The 15,873-nt window shown below is 42.8% G+C and carries 14 protein-coding genes; 4 read left to right on the top strand and 10 right to left on the bottom strand.

All coding sequences use genetic code 11. The annotated features are described in order from the left end of the window. Positions 1-119 precede the first annotated feature (119 nt). The gene (locus AC3WLU_RS02310) at positions 120-227 is read left to right on the top strand and encodes a hypothetical protein (protein WP_492596814.1); all 108 of its coding nucleotides are present in this window, start codon (positions 120-122) and stop codon (positions 225-227) included. 23 nt (positions 228-250) lie between these two features. Here AC3WLU_RS02310 and AC3WLU_RS02305 read toward each other — a convergent pair whose 3' ends face one another. The 10 genes from AC3WLU_RS02305 to kdgD all read right to left on the bottom strand — a co-directional run bounded on the left by AC3WLU_RS02305 (position 251) and on the right by kdgD (position 11,944). Beyond that, positions 251-706: a DinB family protein gene (locus AC3WLU_RS02305; protein WP_063575346.1), complete on the bottom strand. Its 456-nt coding sequence runs from the start codon at positions 704-706 to the stop codon at positions 251-253. 275 nt (positions 707-981) lie between these two features. After that, positions 982-1,632 (bottom strand): DsbA family oxidoreductase, encoded by a 651-nt coding sequence (locus AC3WLU_RS02300; protein ID WP_492596813.1) that lies wholly within the window; start codon positions 1,630-1,632, stop codon positions 982-984. Positions 1,633-1,882: 250 nt separating this feature from the next. Then, positions 1,883-4,918, bottom strand: a complete 3,036-nt coding sequence (locus tag AC3WLU_RS02295) for an efflux RND transporter permease subunit (protein WP_492596743.1) — start codon at positions 4,916-4,918, stop codon at positions 1,883-1,885. A 548-nt stretch (positions 4,919-5,466) separates the two neighbouring features. Then, positions 5,467-6,165 carry a polysaccharide deacetylase family protein gene (locus AC3WLU_RS02290; RefSeq protein WP_492596742.1) on the bottom strand — a complete coding sequence of 233 codons (699 nt, stop codon included), beginning with the start codon at positions 6,163-6,165 and terminating at the stop codon, positions 5,467-5,469. A gap of 101 nt (positions 6,166-6,266) precedes the next feature. Next, positions 6,267-6,713 carry an ASCH domain-containing protein gene (locus tag AC3WLU_RS02285; protein WP_492596741.1) on the bottom strand — a complete coding sequence of 149 codons (447 nt, stop codon included), beginning with the start codon at positions 6,711-6,713 and terminating at the stop codon, positions 6,267-6,269. A gap of 116 nt (positions 6,714-6,829) precedes the next feature. Beyond that, positions 6,830-7,150, bottom strand: coding sequence for a hypothetical protein (locus AC3WLU_RS02280; RefSeq protein WP_413022744.1), 321 nt, complete (start codon positions 7,148-7,150; stop codon positions 6,830-6,832). Between the two features lie 123 nt (positions 7,151-7,273). Beyond that, positions 7,274-7,726 carry a GNAT family N-acetyltransferase gene (locus AC3WLU_RS02275; RefSeq protein ID WP_492596740.1) on the bottom strand — a complete coding sequence of 151 codons (453 nt, stop codon included), beginning with the start codon at positions 7,724-7,726 and terminating at the stop codon, positions 7,274-7,276. Positions 7,727-7,903: 177 nt separating this feature from the next. Next, entirely contained in the window at positions 7,904-9,439 is a 1,536-nt protein-coding gene (gene garD / locus AC3WLU_RS02270) for a galactarate dehydratase (protein ID WP_492596739.1), read from the bottom strand. 90 nt (positions 9,440-9,529) lie between these two features. Then, on the bottom strand, positions 9,530-10,993 hold the full coding sequence (gene gucD, locus AC3WLU_RS02265; protein WP_492596738.1) for an alpha-ketoglutaric semialdehyde dehydrogenase GucD: 1,464 nt from the start codon (positions 10,991-10,993) through the stop codon (positions 9,530-9,532). An 18-nt stretch (positions 10,994-11,011) separates the two neighbouring features. After that, a complete protein-coding gene (gene kdgD, locus AC3WLU_RS02260; protein WP_034309652.1) occupies positions 11,012-11,944 on the bottom strand; it encodes a 5-dehydro-4-deoxyglucarate dehydratase in 933 nt (310 codons plus the stop codon). Between the two features lie 320 nt (positions 11,945-12,264). On the opposite strand from kdgD, the gene AC3WLU_RS02255 reads away from it, so the two are divergent. The 3 genes from AC3WLU_RS02255 (at position 12,265) to AC3WLU_RS02245 (ending at position 15,870) form a co-directional block, all read left to right on the top strand. Beyond that, a complete protein-coding gene (locus AC3WLU_RS02255; RefSeq protein ID WP_063575335.1) occupies positions 12,265-13,626 on the top strand; it encodes an MFS transporter in 1,362 nt (453 codons plus the stop codon). Between the two features lie 32 nt (positions 13,627-13,658). Continuing rightward, a complete protein-coding gene (gene gudD, locus AC3WLU_RS02250) occupies positions 13,659-15,017 on the top strand; it encodes a glucarate dehydratase (RefSeq protein ID WP_057276896.1) in 1,359 nt (452 codons plus the stop codon). Between the two features lie 151 nt (positions 15,018-15,168). After that, the gene (locus tag AC3WLU_RS02245) at positions 15,169-15,870 is read left to right on the top strand and encodes a FadR/GntR family transcriptional regulator (protein ID WP_145504490.1); all 702 of its coding nucleotides are present in this window, start codon (positions 15,169-15,171) and stop codon (positions 15,868-15,870) included. Positions 15,871-15,873: the final 3 nt, after the last annotated feature.

The following is a 15,873-nucleotide window of genomic DNA, read 5'->3' as shown; positions in this document are numbered from 1 at the left end:
GGGAAAGCGAGCGCCTGGATCGGAAATCAACGTTCAAATTGTACCGCAAAAAAACTGTAGACATACTCGATTTTCATCGAGTTTTGTCTACAGTCTGAAATCATCCTCATGTTAGTGATATTTGGGACGCCCAATGGGATATGGCGTTAACCTTGATCGGCTCTATCATCGTATTGTTCACCTTGTCCAAACTTCAAGACAAGCTGTTGCGAAAAGTGAACAATTGAAAAAAAAGAGTGACCTATATAGATCACTCTTTTTTTATTAGGATTTGATTGTTAATATGATGTTCCATATGTTCGAGATAGTCTTTTATTAACCACTCCATTGATTTTAGTTGATTATTTCCTATATCACAAAGATTAGATAATCTATCATTTGGTGTATTCGTTATTATATGAATGATTTGCTTATTTAAAGTACAAAAAAGGTTAACGATCTCATCCAATGGTCGCTCTTGATAATTCTGGACTAATACCCATTGGTCTTGATTATATGGTTGTATAACATATGGCTGTACTTCGTACTGAATCTTGATGAACCTGTTCATATTGTTCAATGCAGAATCGCATAGATGTCCTAATATCTCTTTTTTGGACCATTTGTGTGGCATTGGTCGATGATTTAATTCTTTTTCTGTCATCCGGTTGAACTCTTCTGGTATAAAACCAATCCAATGATTGATTCCATCTATTACATTTTTCAATTTGCACTCCCCCTAAGTTTTACCTAAAGGATTTTTATTCGGCAACCAACCCGTTAATACCTCCTTCTTTTGTTGAGTATAATCAACATCGTTCAATAACAGAACCAAAAGAAAAAACCGAAATCAACAAAAGGATTTCGGTTCAGACTATAGAGTTTTACATGTAGTTTTTTTCTAACAGACATGCCAGTTGATTTCAGAAATCCGCTCCCTTTCCGCCGACTGTCTGCCAAGCCTCCTCGACGCAAGCGTCTCCGGGGTCTCGGCTAGCCAGTTTAGCAATTCCCCCTACCATCACATTGCAAGCCATCAAATTCATTCCGTTTATTTTTTGCTTCTTCCTTCTCAATGACTTGCGCTAGCCTTTCTTTGCTGGCTAGTCCTTGAATGACTTCATCACCAATAATAAACGTCGGGACAGCCCTGATATCTGCTTCTTCATAAGCATGTTTGAGTGCTTGCTGGTGCACTTCCCGATACTTTCGGGACACTAACGCTTCTCTAAAGGCATCTATAGGAAGCTCAACTTCACCCGCTAATTTTGTCAATACTTCAACATCTTCAATATTTTGTTCCTCTTGAAAAAACGCGGTGAATACTCTGTTGTGGAATTCGTTCCCTTTTCCGTGCTCCTTTGCAAAATGGCAGCCTTCGAATGCCAAATGTGTATATGGATGTGGGGAGACACGGGGTAAACGCATATCAACCCCTAGCTTTTTCGCAACAGGAAGAATGTAAGAGTCCCATGAATTCAGCTTATCGGGTTCTTTCCATGGATCAATTTTCGTATATGGACTCGGACGCAATTCAAATGGCATCCATTCCACTTCTACATCCTTTTCCTTCACGATTTCGTCCAAAGGCCCTTTACCTAAAAAACAAAAAGGACAAATAAAATCAGAATATGCTTTAATTTTCACTGTCATCATATATTCCCTCACTTTTCAATATCAGTTAAACTTGTAACCGAAATAGTTACAATGCAGAGCAAAAAAAAATCAATATAATTACATGGCATTCAGTAACTGTACAGTCGATTGCTTCCTGCGATTGTTTACCACCTGCTGTAATCATTTTAGTTACAGGTCAGAGGAAAGTCAACCATTATTTTTTAATGAAAAAAAAGTTTGTAAAGAAAATGTCGCTTTCTCTACAAACTTTTTTATTAAAACTTCCTTACATCTCGAGTTGTTCGTTAACGGGTTCTCTCTTTTTCCTTCTCTGTTTTTTCGATTTTTTATAGTACAGCAATTCGTATATACATGGAATGACGATCAGTGTGAGCAGTGTGGAAACAGCTAGCCCGCCAATGACAACGATCGCCAAGCTTTGTGAAACCAAGCTTCCTGTTTCCGCCTTTTTATATAAAAGCGGCAGCATGGCACAAATCGTTGCTACAGCCGTCATTATGATTGGACGGAATCTTGTGGCTGTCGCTTCGACGATCGCATCACGGATGATCATTTTTTCTTCGTTTTGTTTGACTCGATCCAAAAGCACAATCGCGTTTGTCACAACAATTCCTATTAACATGAGAGCACCCAGCAGTGCTGTAATATCAACTGGAATTCGGCTGATGACCAATCCTAATACCGCTCCAATGGCAGCGAATGGCAAGGAGAATAGAATGGCAATCGGTGCTTTGATCGATTTAAAGGTTATAACCATGATTAAAAAGACAATGCCGATCGATATTAACATCGTAAGGAATAAATCGGAAAAGTCATCTGTCTGCTGAGCACTGGCTCCGCCGACTAAAATCTCTACATCATCCGGAATATCAAGGCCTTTGTTCTCTTTATCTCCAAATATCTCGAGATTTATTTTGCTTGCAATATCGGACAGCTTAGCCGGATCGACCGTTGCCGTTAATTGGAGATATGTTTCTCCATCTTTATGGAACTGCGTTGTTGCGCTCTCTTCGCTCTTTAAAGAAGCAACTTTTGACACTGGGGCTAGACCCCCGTCTGTCATGATCGGAATGCTTTTTAAATCCTCTGGTTTTTTAGGATCCAAGATTGGTTCAAGGACGACAGGAGTTTGCTTATCCTGTAAAGTTATATGGCCGATAGGCGTTTTATTAAGCATGATCCCCAATTGTTGGCCGATTTGTTCTGTATTGCCTTTAGCCGGATCTACCGTAAATGAATAAATGGTTTTCTTTTCATCCTGGTTCGTTGTAACCTCTTCGATTCCTTTAATATCCTGAATTCTTTCTTTGACATTATTTGCCGTCCGTTCCAAATCTTCAGCATTACTGCCGATCACATCTATCGTAATGTTCGTCTTTGATGCTCCCATCATAAAGGAAGAGGCCTGGGCCGTAAGCTTCGCATCAGGATAGTTTTCTTGTTCCTTTTCCATTTTTTTCAGGATTGCATCTACATTTGCTTTATCCTTTACCAGGATGCCGAAAATCGCTTCTGTAGGTGATGCGACTTCGCCATATTGTGCTGTCTCGGGCGAGTTTCCTAATTGCATGAAAATATTATCCACTTCACTCATACCCTGCATCGTTTCTTCGAGTTCAATCGCTTTTTCCTTTACTTTCTCATAGGGCTGATCATTTGGATAAGTTAATGTCACGGAGACATAGTCTGCTGAAGAATTATCAATCGCCCCTTTTGGCATGGCAAAATATGTACCAATGGAACCGACAAACAACAGCATCGCAATAATCAGGACAACCCATTTATGGTTTAGTGACCAAGTAACCAGCTTCGTAAAACGCTTGGCCGGTCGATGTTTTGGCAGCCCCGTCCTTTTCAGCAATCCTGCGCTCATTAACGGAACAACCGTCAATGCCACAATTAATGAAGCCAGCAAAGAATAAGTGACAGTCAAAGCAAAAGGAAGAAGAAACTCCTGAAGCCCTCCATTCAATAAAGCAACCGGCAAGAAAACGGCTACAGTCGTAAGGGTTGAAGCTGTGATTGCCACTCCCACCTCTTTCGTTGCACCCATCACCATTTCGACTGAAATCTTCTCCTGCTGCATTTTCCGGAAAATGTTTTCAATAACGACAATACTATCGTCCACCAAGCGCCCGATCGCTACAGCGACACCGCCCAGCGTCAAAATATTCAGCGTCACTCCCGACAATGACAGCAAAAATAACGTAAAGCCAAGAGATAGCGGTATGGATACGATTGTAATGAATGTAGATCGTACATTCCGTAAAAAGACCATGATTACAATCGTAGCGAATAGCGCACCCAGCAGAACTTCTTTTACCATCGTCTGAACGGACGTCTCCACCATATCAGCTGTAGATAAATAAATGGTCGATTTCTGGTCACTATACTTTTCATTAATTTCTTTCGCTACTTTTTCAACCTCTTTACTGATTGTGACAGCATTTGATTGACTGTCCTTGATAATGCTTAAATCAATGCTTTCCTTTCCATTAAAACGACTGATGAGGTTGCCATCATTCGCTTCTTCAACTTTTGCTATCTGTCCAAGTGCGACATTAGGAGTGACCTTCAACGCTTCTAATTTTTCAATACTTGTTAAATCACCGATCACCTTGATGTTACTTGCCTTCCCATCAATCACTCTTTCGCCTACGGCCAGAGCTGTATTCTGACCGTTAAGGACGCTCATGACATCTTGAATGGAGACTTTCTTTTTAGCCAATTCTTCATTATCCACTTTGACTGAAAGAATGGATTGCGAAACCCCGAATGTCTGTACATCCGAAACCCCTTTAATATCTTTATACAAAGGCTCTAATTCTTTCTTGGCAAAGTCTATATTTTCAGCTGTTAACCCATCCTTAAAAGTAACTGATACAAATGAAATGGGAATCATTGACGTATTTAACTGTGTAATAGTAGGCTTTGCCATGCTTTGCGGCAATGCCACACTGCCTAATGCTTCCTGAACATCCAGTTTCGCTTGTTTCATATCCGATCCGGCTTCAAAGAATAGATCTACTTTAGAAAAACCATCTCCAGTGGTGGAGTATATGGAACTCTTTCCTTTAACGCCCGTAACTGCCCTTTCAATCGGATCTGTAACTTGTGCTTCCATCGTTTTCGAATCGGTGCCCTGCCCCATTGTGATAATCGTAACTTGTGGATTATCGGCAGATGGTAAAAACTCCATCGGCAGTTTAAAATAACTGACAACTCCTATCATCAAAATAAATATGGTTACCAATGAAACGGCAGCCTTGTTCTTAAACGACCACTTAGTAAAAAACTCCACGCACTAATCACCCCTGAATAAAATTTAGAAGAAAATAATTCCATTTCAAATATTACCATAAATTACTAATGTTGGAGTGTTAATTTTTTATTGATTTTTATATTTTTTTATGTCCCTTGATGTGAAGAACTTTTTCCATAAAAAAAAGACTGCGCAGCAGCCTCAAAGAAACAGACTCGATTATTTATACCCTCTGATAAAAAGCATAACGATAGCCAAAACCATTATCCCGATAAGTAATAACGGGCCTATGCCCGAGCTATACACGAAGTATACCGTGATGTGGCGAAAAAAGAGCACCACAAGAAATAGGAATAACAGGAAACACAAAATCATGATCAGAGCGGTGTTTTTATTCCGATACAAGTAACCAGCCCCATTTTAATAGCTTTATTTCCACTAAGGAAAAAATTCATGCGAATCCAAGCCCTAACAACAACCTTCCGTTAAGAAACAATATGCAGCCCATGTTTTGTACTATTCTTTATATCAAATAAAAAAGGGCTGCCGCAGCAACCCCATTCTTCGAAAATCGTCTGGACCAAAAACTACATTTCCTGAAGTTCATTGACCGTCACAAACGTATACCCTTCGTTCGTTAACTCTCGTAAGATCCCTTCAATCGCTTGAAGCTCTTTACCCGTATCATCATACATCGGATGCATCAGGATGATCGAACCTGGTTTTATATTTTCCTTCACATACTTCACTTTGTCAGAAGCGGTAGTGTAATAGCTATCTGGTTCCAGATCCCAGGTAATGGTCTCTCTATCATTTTTATTTAAATAATAAGGCAAACCTATGATTTTTTTCCCGTTTGGAGGCCGGACATCAATTTCACCCTTATATCCGGCGTTCTGAATCAATTTATCCGTTTTCTCGATTTCCTCCTTGATATAAGAAGGCGATTTAAACACCATCCGCCTGTGCGAATACGTATGATTCCCAATCTGATGTCCCGCTTCCGCTATTTTCCCGGCTTCCTCCGGGTACTTTTCGATTTCGTTACCGATCAGGAAGAATGTAGTTTTCACATCGTATTTAGCCAACAACGGCAGAATCTCATTTACATTCTTCGATGGGCCGTCATCAAAAGTCAAAGCGACCACTTTTTCATTCGTCTCGACATTATCCGTTAATCCACCGAACACCTGATAGGTTCTCGAATTCATTAATTTATACGTACCAAGCAACAGCAGGAAAACAACCAGGATTCCCAAGCCAATGAATATCAGTTTCTTTTTCATGCAAATACCTATCTTTCTATAAGGTTTTTAATCCAATGACCTATTATAGCAAATCATTGAACGAAAACACTTATTGCTCTCTCTGACCGGACCATTCACACTCACTTTACATGTATCAACTCAAAACGCTCACACACCAGCAGCATATCTTCTTTAAAGGTGTGGCCGATTTTGTCCAGTTCTTCTTTAAAAAATTTCTCATGAGCATCCCACCAGTAAGTATAGGTACGATCTCCTTCCCCTTCTGCAATCGCAAACTCTTCACTCACTTCATTCATGGGCAATACTTCGACTTTCACTGTTTGTATGATGGCTAAGGGCAAATCCTCACTGCTTAAGATAATGCTGTAATCACCCCCGGATGGTAGTGGTTCATTTTCCTCTCCGTAAAAAATATGCCCAGAGCATGTAGCCGTTTTTATCCCATCCATCACTAACTGAGCCAAATGATCGGGATCGGCCCCGAATTGCCATGCACTGACAGACTGGGGTTTTTCATCTTTCCCTTGCCAATATTCATTCCAATATAATTCCGCTTTGACATTCATTCTATGATTCTCCATTCTGTTTTGCAGCTCCGCTGAGCATCACGAAAGGTTCAATTGGTTCAACTCCAAATAATCTAATCTTCAAGCAAAACTCAGTAACTCTACCAAGGCAACTGCTAATATGATCTGCGTGGCCATTCCATTTCACCCGTTAACAACAAAGTGATGATGATTACCCAAAATATAAAGAATGATGAGGAGAAAACCAATGAGATGATGGAAATCATGTTTTTCTCCGTTTTCTTCAAAATTCCCATGACAGAGAGGACGATGCCGGCAACCGTAAGGAAAAATGTGATATAACCACCAGTCAAGTTTTCGATATTTCCTATTCTGATAGGTGTAATAAAAACAGTAAAAAAGCAAATGATTCCAATGATGAATGAAGTAAAACTAATTACACCGTACCTCTTCTGAATACAAGCTTCGTTTTCCATCGAGCTCACCCCTTTCATCAGTTTATAAAGCCTATATACATCTATTAATATCTCATGCATAATTTTAACATATAATGCCAGACGAATTGTTGTGCACAAAAAATGGGGACAAAAGACCGTGAATTAAAGCTTCATTTTCATGCCTTCATGAGTGGCTTTGAATCCTAACCGTTCATAAAATCGCAGCGCTTCTTCCCGCTTTTTATCAGTCGTGAGCTGAATGATATGGCAGCCCCGCTTCTTTGCACGGTCAATCGCATATTGAATCAACTTGCTTCCAATGCCTTTCCCACGTTCTGCAGATGCCGTCCGAACTCCTTCGATCGTAGCTCTCCAGCCGCCTTGATGGGTAATATAAGGTGTGAAAGTGATTTGCTGCACTCCAACGATTTCCTCACCAAGGCACGCAACGATCAATTCATTTTTTTCATCTGCATCAATGGATTCAAATGCGTTTAGATAGCTTTCAGGAAGCGGATTTTCATATCGCTCCCTCTCCCTCCCCAATGCATCATCCGCAAGCATCCGTACGATTTCACTTAAGTCTTTTGCCGTCGCTTTCCTGAATGTGACCATGGTATCCCTCCTCATCATGTACTTCCGTATCACCCTGATGTAAATCATTCCTTCATTAATAACTTCTGCCAATAGTCCAGCGGTCCTCTTTTCTGGAGGAAAAATAATGCAACTGTAAAAAATGGACCATCAAAAAAAGGACCCCCTATAAAAGGAAGTCCTTCAATTCATTCACTATTAGGTAATTGGTGCAGGATTGAACAGTGCCAAATCATTATGCAGGCCCCAATGTTCTGCCCAGGTTTTCTTTTTACCGCTGGCCACTTCCAGAATAAGGTGAAATATTTCCCACCCGACTTCCTCTATGGTTGCTTCACCAGTAGCGATCGTTCCAGCATTTATATCGATCAGATCTTTCCATTGCTCGGTCAATGTATTTCGTGTAGATACTTTGATGACGGAAGCCATTGCGAGATTATAAGGTGTGCCTCTTCCAGTTGAAAAAACTTGAAGGTGCATGCCGGAAGCTAGCTGAAGCGTTCCGCAAACAAAGTCACTAGCTGGTGTAGCAGCAAAAATCAGCCCTTTTTCCGTTGCTTTTTCACCAGGAGCCAAAACGCCTGAAATGGGGCTGCCTCCGGATTTGGCAATGGAGCCTAATGATTTTTCCACTACATTGGCCAACCCGCCCTTTTTGTTTCCTGGCGACGGATTGGCACTTCGGTCGGCATCACCCAATGCAAGGTAGTTATCATACCAATCCATTTCCTTTATTAAAGCTCTCCCCACTTCCTCATTCACTGCACGAGGCGTTAATAGATGAATCGCATCCCGTACTTCTGTGACTTCAGAAAATAGAACGGTTGCCCCTGCCCTGACTAACAGATCTGTGGCATATCCTACGGCAGGGTTAGCTGTGACACCAGAGAATGCATCACTTCCTCCGCACTGGGTGCCGATGACTAATTCGGAAACCGGAAATGTTTCCCGCTGCCGGCGGTTCAACTTGATTAAACGTTCCTCGGCCATTTCCATAATGGATTGGACCATCCCCGCAAATCCCTGCTGATCCTGAAGTGAAATGATATCTGAATCGTCCCCGCTTGGATTTATTCTCATCGGAGACAGTTTTTCACACCCCAGTCCAACTACCAAGGCTTCCCCGCCGAAATTCGGGTGTTTCGCAAGGTTCTGTATCGTGCGAATGGGAATGACCGCTTCCGGTGCATTGATAGCGACTCCGCACCCATAGTTGTGATTTATGGCGAAAACATCATCAACATTGGGATACTTCGGGAGTAGCTCTTTTTTTATCCGGTTCACGACGAAATCCAGCACGCCCACTACACATTGGACGCTTGTTGTAATGCCCAATATATTCTTGGTTCCAACACTGCCATCTTCATTGCGGAACCCTTGGAATGTATACCCTTCAAGCGGGGGTAAAGTTTTCGGAATATCATTTGCTACCGGTAATTCCTTTAAATCCGGAGAAGACGGAAGTATCACCAGTGATTCGTCAATCCAACATCCCTTACTGATTGATTTAGCCGCATAACCGATAACTTCCCCATAGCGTATGATGGTTTCATTTTCGACTATGTCCATTAAAGCCACTTTGTGGCCTTGTGGCACTCTTTCTTTCAATTCAAGCCCACAAGGGAATACGGTTCCTTGATCCAAGCCTCCCGTATTAACCACGATGGCGACATTGTCGATCCCATTAACCTTAATATAAAGCGGTACCTCCGTCAGTTGCGTTTTCGTATCCACTTCACCACTCCTTCATTCTAAAAAAAGCAAACAGACATCACTAAACATACACGTGCCGGTAATTTTCAGTTAAAATACTGTTTTTTTCCCTTATTTGACAAACACCGTTTTAATGGAAGTAAAAAACTCTTTTGCTGCTTCTCCTTGTTCCCTGGAGTGGGAGCTGGAGTTTTTCATGCCGCCAAATGGCGCCTGTAATTCAACGCCTGCGCTCTCGGCGTTGACCCTGATCAATCCGGCTTCCATATCATTAACAAATGAAAGCAGATGTTTGATATTGGCTGTGAAAATCGAAGCACTAAGGCCATATTCCACGCTGTTCGCAAGTTGCAGGGCTTCTTCAACTGAATCAGCTTTCAATAAGGCAATCACCGGACCAAAAATTTCTTCCTGTACAATTGTCATATCTGACGTGCAATTATCAAAAATCGTAGGTTCTACATAAAAGCCATTCGCCTGAGGGCCTTCTTCAGCACGCTTCCCGCCAATTAGAAGTGCAGCACCTTCTTCCACTCCTTTTTCGATATAGGAAAGAACCGTATTCAATTGACTTTCGCTGGCACATGGTCCCATCCATGTCCCGCTGTCCAATCCATCCCCGATGGAAATGCCTTTCGTTTCTTTCACCAGCAGCTGCTTGAACTCTTCATATACTTCAGCTGCAACGATGACACGGCTTGTCGCGGTACATTTTTGCCCCGTTGAACGGAACGCACCTGTAATGACTGCTTCTACAGCCAGGTTAAGATCCGCATCCGCTGCAACGATCACCGGGTTTTTCCCGCCCATTTCAAGCTGGTATTTCGCTCCGCGTGCTAACGCCGCTTGTCCAATCCTTTTTCCGACTCCGTTTGAGCCGGTAAAGGTAATCCCGTTTATATCTTCGTGATCGGCGATGCCCTGCCCTATGACACTGCCCGGCCCTGTAACCATATTGACAACACCCGCCGGGAAACCGGCTTCTTCAAAACACTCCATGATTTTCGCACAGGTGATCGCCGTCTCCGTGGCTGGCTTCACCACAATCGTATTCCCATATACGAGGGCAGGAGCCATCTTCCAGATTGGGATGGCGATCGGGAAATTCCAAGGTGTAATGACGCCGACAACACCAAGCGGAACGCGCGTCGTGAACATAAGCGCAGAACTGTCGGTGGATGGAATGACATCCCCCACCTTACGCATTCCTTCTCCTGCATAGTATTTCAGGATCGCAATACCGCGTGCCGTTTCCCCTTTTGTTTCAGCAAATGTCTTGCCCATTTCCCGTGTTGCACATTCTGCGATTTCATCAATCCGCTTTTCAAGAATCTGCGCTGCTTTATATAGATACTCCCCGCGCTCTGAACCAGCTAATTTGCGCCATTTATCTTTCGCCTTTTTCGCTGCTTCCACTGCCAGGTCCAAGTCTTCCCTGGTGGATTTTTGTACATAACCGACAATTGCCTGTTTATCTGCCGGGTTTAAACTTTTTTCAACTTCATTTGAAATGGAAGCAACCCATTCACCATTAATATAGTTAAGATACGTTTGTGTTTGAACTGTAGTTATCATATATAATCCCCACCCTTATTAGATTGATTGAATTGGTGTTTCTTTTGGAAAACGATCTAAAGCATTCTCTAATATCGTTTGCATTTCTGCATAATGTTCTTTTTCCACCGGCAGAATCGGTAATCTGACTGTTTGCCCAACCGGCATTCCCATAATCTCCATGCCTGCTTTAATGAGAGAAACGGCATACCCTTTTCGCTGACGGCGAATGTTGTTGATCGGCATGATGACCTGCTGGTAAATTTCATTGACCGTTTCTTGATCTCCGCTCAGGATGCCATTATAGAACTTTCGTGAGATATGCGGGATGTAATTGGATATCGCCGATGAATAGGAATCAAAGCCAAGTGGAACGTAGGCCGACATGGTAACTTCCGCAAGCGGCATTCCGTTCAGCCAGCCGAAACGTTTTCCGAAGGTTTGTGTAAGGAGTCCATTCAGCTCCATATTGCCCAGACCGTCTTTGACGCCGACTACCTGCGGGACCTCAGCAAGCGCTTCCAAAGTTGAAAGTGAAAATGCCACATTATCACGCTGATATACGATGGAATTCAAGTCTGTACTCTCTGCGATGGCTTTGAAATAAGCCGACAGACCTGCCTGTTCTCCAGTAACGAGATATGGAGGTAATATTAAATAACCATCTGCCCCCTTATCCGCAGATATTCTGGCAAGTTCGAGGGAAGTTTGGATATTCCCGCCTACCCCTGTGTATACAGGTACTTTTCCAGCGGTGACGGATACGGCTACCTCAACCATCGCTTCATATTCCTCTTTACTTAATGATGGATATTCCGCTGCTGCACATGCCACGAAAATAGCTTCTAGTCCCTCATCTAATAAAAATTGGATATTTTGGGCGAGTGCTTGTTCATCAAGCTTATTACTCGTTGTGAATGGTGCCACGGGAAATCCGAGAATTCCTTTAGGTGCCTTGCGGATCTTATTCATTTTTTATTCCCCCTTGTGTATTATTGTTTTATTGTAAGACAAATACACCATCTGGTCAATCGTATTTTTTTTATTTTCTGAAAAATGAAGCGCTACTTTATCCCTCGATAATTTCGCTTCTAATATATACAAAAAAACACGATAATGAAGGAGCTAAAATGAAAAAACTTTTAAGAAAAAAAGCCATTGACAAACAATTTTATTTGTCTTACCATTGGACAAAACTAAATATTAAGAATTTTCACGAAGGAGGAAACAGTTAACATTGTAAGCGGTATCAATTAGAAAATATAATAAAATACGATTAAGGAAGTGAGTATATGAACGCTGAAGAAAAAGTTTTTCAACCATCTCCTAAACTGCCAAGTGCCCAGAAAAAAACACGCACACGATGGTTCATTGTCTTTATGCTCTTTTTGGTTACAGCCCTGAATTATGCGGATCGTGCGACGCTATCCATTGCGGGTACGGACATGTCTGGTCAGCTTGGTCTCGATTCAGTCATGATGGGCTATGTTTTCTCCGCTTTCGCTTGGTCTTATGTAGCTGGACAAATTCCAGGCGGATGGCTTTTAGACCGTTTTGGCTCGAAAAAAGTTTATTTTTGGAGTATTACGTTATGGTCCACCTTTACGCTTTTACAAGGGTTTCTCGGTTTTTTCGGTTCTGCGGGAACGGCTGTCATGGTATTGTTCGGACTGCGCTTCTTAGTTGGATTGGCGGAAGCCCCTTCCTTTCCGGCCAACAGCCGCATCGTTGCCACCTGGTTCCCAAGCCATGAACGCGGAACCGCGGCTGCCACTTTCAATTCGGCCCAATATTTTGCAACCGTTCTCTTTGCACCGATCATGGGTTACATTACGTATAAATTCGGTTGGGAATACGTCTTCTTCTTTATGGGTGCTTTAGGAATCATCGTTGCTTTCATCTGGATGAAAACGATATATGGCCCAAAGGAACATCCTCGCATCAACAAAGCTGAGCTTGAATATATCGAAGCGGGCGGCGCTTTGATCAATATGGACCAAACCAGTACAAATAAGGAGGAAAAGAAAGGCGTCAACTGGAATCATATTAAGCAGCTATTATCAAATCGCATGCTGTTAGGTGTTTATCTCGGACAATATTGCATTACGACGTTAACGTACTTTTTCCTGACATGGTTTCCTGTGTACCTAGTACAAGAAAGGGGCATGACCATTCTTGAAGTTGGATTCGTCGCTTCCCTTCCGGCCATTTGCGGATTTTTTGGCGGCATTCTCGGAGGGACATTCTCTGATTTCTTGTTACGGAAGGGATTCTCATTGACTGTCGCTCGAAAGGTGCCAATTGTTGTTGGGATGATTCTATCGATGAGCTTGGTGGCAGCAAACTATGTAGATACGGAATGGGTTGTCATTTTCGTTATGGCCCTTGCGTTTTTCGGTAAAGGATTCGGGGCACTCGGCTGGGCGGTAGTGGCCGATACCTCACCAAAGGAAATGTCAGGTGTCAGCGGCGGGCTTTTCAACACATTCGGAAACATTGCCGGCATTACAACACCGATTATCATCGGATATATCATTGCCACGACAGGGTCGTTTAATGGTGCGCTAGTCTTCGTATGTGCCAATGCTCTTGTCGCGATTTTAAGTTATTTATTCCTAGTTGGTGAAATTAAACGTGTAAAGTTAAAATCATAATCAACTAAATATTCTGATATAGGGGGAAAATCATGAACAATCAATTACTAAAGGATCATGTAAAAATCGGCACACCGGTAATTTCAGAAATGAGCGTCATTCCAGTTGCGGGCCATGACGGCATGCTTTTGAACTTGAGTGGTGCCCATGCTCCTTATTTCACCCGGAACATCGTCATTCTAAAAGACAATGCGGGTAATACGGGTGTAGGTGAAGTTCCTGGAGGCGAAAAAATCCGCCAGACACTCGAAGATGCTAAAGAATTGGTTGTGGGCCAGTCCATCGGGACATACAACAACATTCTAAATGCCATCCGCAAGCAGTTTGCGGACCGGGATGCTGGGGGGCGCGGCCTTCAGACGTTCGATCTTCGTATTGCCATTCATGCCGTAACAGCATTGGAAGCGGCACTTCTTGATTTAGTTGGCCAACATTTAGGTGTTCCAGTCGCAGCCCTTCTCGGCGAAGGACAGCAGCGTGATAAAGTGGAAATGCTGGGCTACTTATTTTATGTAGGCGACCGCAATAAAACAGATCTTGGTTATTTAAGCGAACCGGAAGCGGAAGATGACTGGATTCGCCTCCGTCATGAGGAAGCGCTGACACCCGAATCGATCGTCCGCTTGGCAGAAGCCGCCCACTCTCGCTATGGATTCAATGATTTTAAATTGAAAGGCGGGGTTTTGCGCGGGGAAGAAGAAATCGAAGCGGTGACGGCACTTGCTGAACGCTTCCCTGAAGCCAGGATCACCCTTGACCCAAATGGCGGCTGGCTGCTTGAGGATGCGATTAAACTTTGTCGCGATCAACATCATGTTTTGGCATATGCGGAAGATCCATGCGGAGCGGAGAATGGTTTTTCCGCCCGGGAAATCATGACGGAATTCAGGCGTGCAACGGGCCTCCCAACCGCTACGAATATGATTGCAACGGACTGGAGGCAAATGGGGCACTCCATTCAACTTCAATCAGTGGACATTCCTCTTGCCGATCCGCATTTTTGGACGATGCAAGGCTCTGTCCGTGTCGCTCAAATGTGTAACGACTGGGGCTTGACTTGGGGATCACACTCGAATAATCACTTTGACATTTCACTTGCCATGTTTACACACGTTGCTGCAGCCGCACCAGGAAAAATCACTGCGATCGATACCCACTGGATTTGGCAGGATGGGCAGCGTTTGACGAAAGAACCTTTTAAAATTGTGGGCGGAATGGTCGATGTCCCTTCCAAACCCGGACTTGGAATTGAAGTGGATATGGAACAAATCGAGAAGGCACATCAGCTTTATAAACAAAAAGGACTTGGTGCCCGTGATGATTCAATGGCTATGCAATACTTGGTTTCCGGATGGAAGTTCAATCCGAAATCACCTTGCCTTGTCAGATGATTTTTTTCCAACAATGCGTGCGTCTCTCTCTTTAGAGCGGCGCATTTTACTTTTTTTGGACATAGGTCTACATGCAAATAAGTGTATTATATTATATAATTAGTCTTACAGTAGAAATACATATAGGATTTAACAGAAAAGGGGTTACACAATGGAAGAATCGTCAAAGAAATTAGGCGTACAATCGGTACATCGCAACACTCTTTCACAACAAGTCGTGGATCAAATTGTGCATCTGCTCGTCACTGGACAAATGAAAGCGGGCGACAAACTGCCTCCTGAAATGGAACTTATGAAAGAACTTGAAGTAAGCCGGCCTGTTTTACGTGAGGCGCTCAGTGCCCTTGATACACTAGGGGTCATTACAAGGAAAACGCGTGAAGGAACCTTTTTTAACGATAAAATCGGTACACATCCATTCTCTGTCATGCTTGCGCTGGCTACGGATAATTTACCAGCGATCATCGAAGCGCGAATGGCTTTGGAGTTGGGATTAGTAACAATGGCTGCCGAGAAGATCACAGACGAGCAACTGGAGAAACTGCAGGTTACGATTGACACGATTGCCAATAGTGAAGACAACGATTATGGAGAGGCCGATAAAGAATTCCATAAGATCATCGCTTTAAGTGCAAACAATCCCATCATTGAAGGCATGATCGATTCCTTATTGATCACTCATAATAAAATAAATAGCTTGATTCAATTCAGGGAACGGGAACTGACTGTGAAGTATCATAAAGCCATCTATGCTGCACTTGCAGCACATGATCCACATGAAGCATTCAGCCAAATGTACAAGCATCTTGATTACGTCCGTCAGAAAGTCCTTCAATATTCTCACAAACATTAATAT

Source organism: Peribacillus sp. FW305-BF15, from assembly GCF_058783805.1.
The sequence above is the reverse complement of the archived record's forward strand: the minus strand, read 5'-3'. Positions and strand labels throughout refer to the sequence as shown.

Bases quoted from the DNA above. Each gene is read 5' to 3' on its own strand.
- AC3WLU_RS02290 (WP_492596742.1), bottom strand. From the start codon at position 6,165: ATGAAAAAGAAACTGATATTCATTGGCTTGGGAATCCTGGTTGTTTTC.
- AC3WLU_RS02300 (WP_492596813.1), bottom strand. From the start codon at position 1,632: ATGACAGTGAAAATTAAAGCATATTCTGATTTTATTTGTCCTTTTTGT.
- gudD (WP_057276896.1), top strand. From the start codon at position 13,659: ATGAACAATCAATTACTAAAGGATCATGTAAAAATCGGCACACCGGTA.
- AC3WLU_RS02285 (WP_492596741.1), bottom strand. From the start codon at position 6,713: ATGAATGTCAAAGCGGAATTATATTGGAATGAATATTGGCAAGGGAAA.
- AC3WLU_RS02280 (WP_413022744.1), bottom strand. From the start codon at position 7,150: ATGGAAAACGAAGCTTGTATTCAGAAGAGGTACGGTGTAATTAGTTTT.
- gucD (WP_492596738.1), bottom strand. From the start codon at position 10,993: ATGATAACTACAGTTCAAACACAAACGTATCTTAACTATATTAATGGT.
- kdgD (WP_034309652.1), bottom strand. From the start codon at position 11,944: ATGAATAAGATCCGCAAGGCACCTAAAGGAATTCTCGGATTTCCCGTG.
- AC3WLU_RS02255 (WP_063575335.1), top strand. From the start codon at position 12,265: ATGAACGCTGAAGAAAAAGTTTTTCAACCATCTCCTAAACTGCCAAGT.
- AC3WLU_RS02275 (WP_492596740.1), bottom strand. From the start codon at position 7,726: ATGGTCACATTCAGGAAAGCGACGGCAAAAGACTTAAGTGAAATCGTA.
- AC3WLU_RS02245 (WP_145504490.1), top strand. From the start codon at position 15,169: ATGGAAGAATCGTCAAAGAAATTAGGCGTACAATCGGTACATCGCAAC.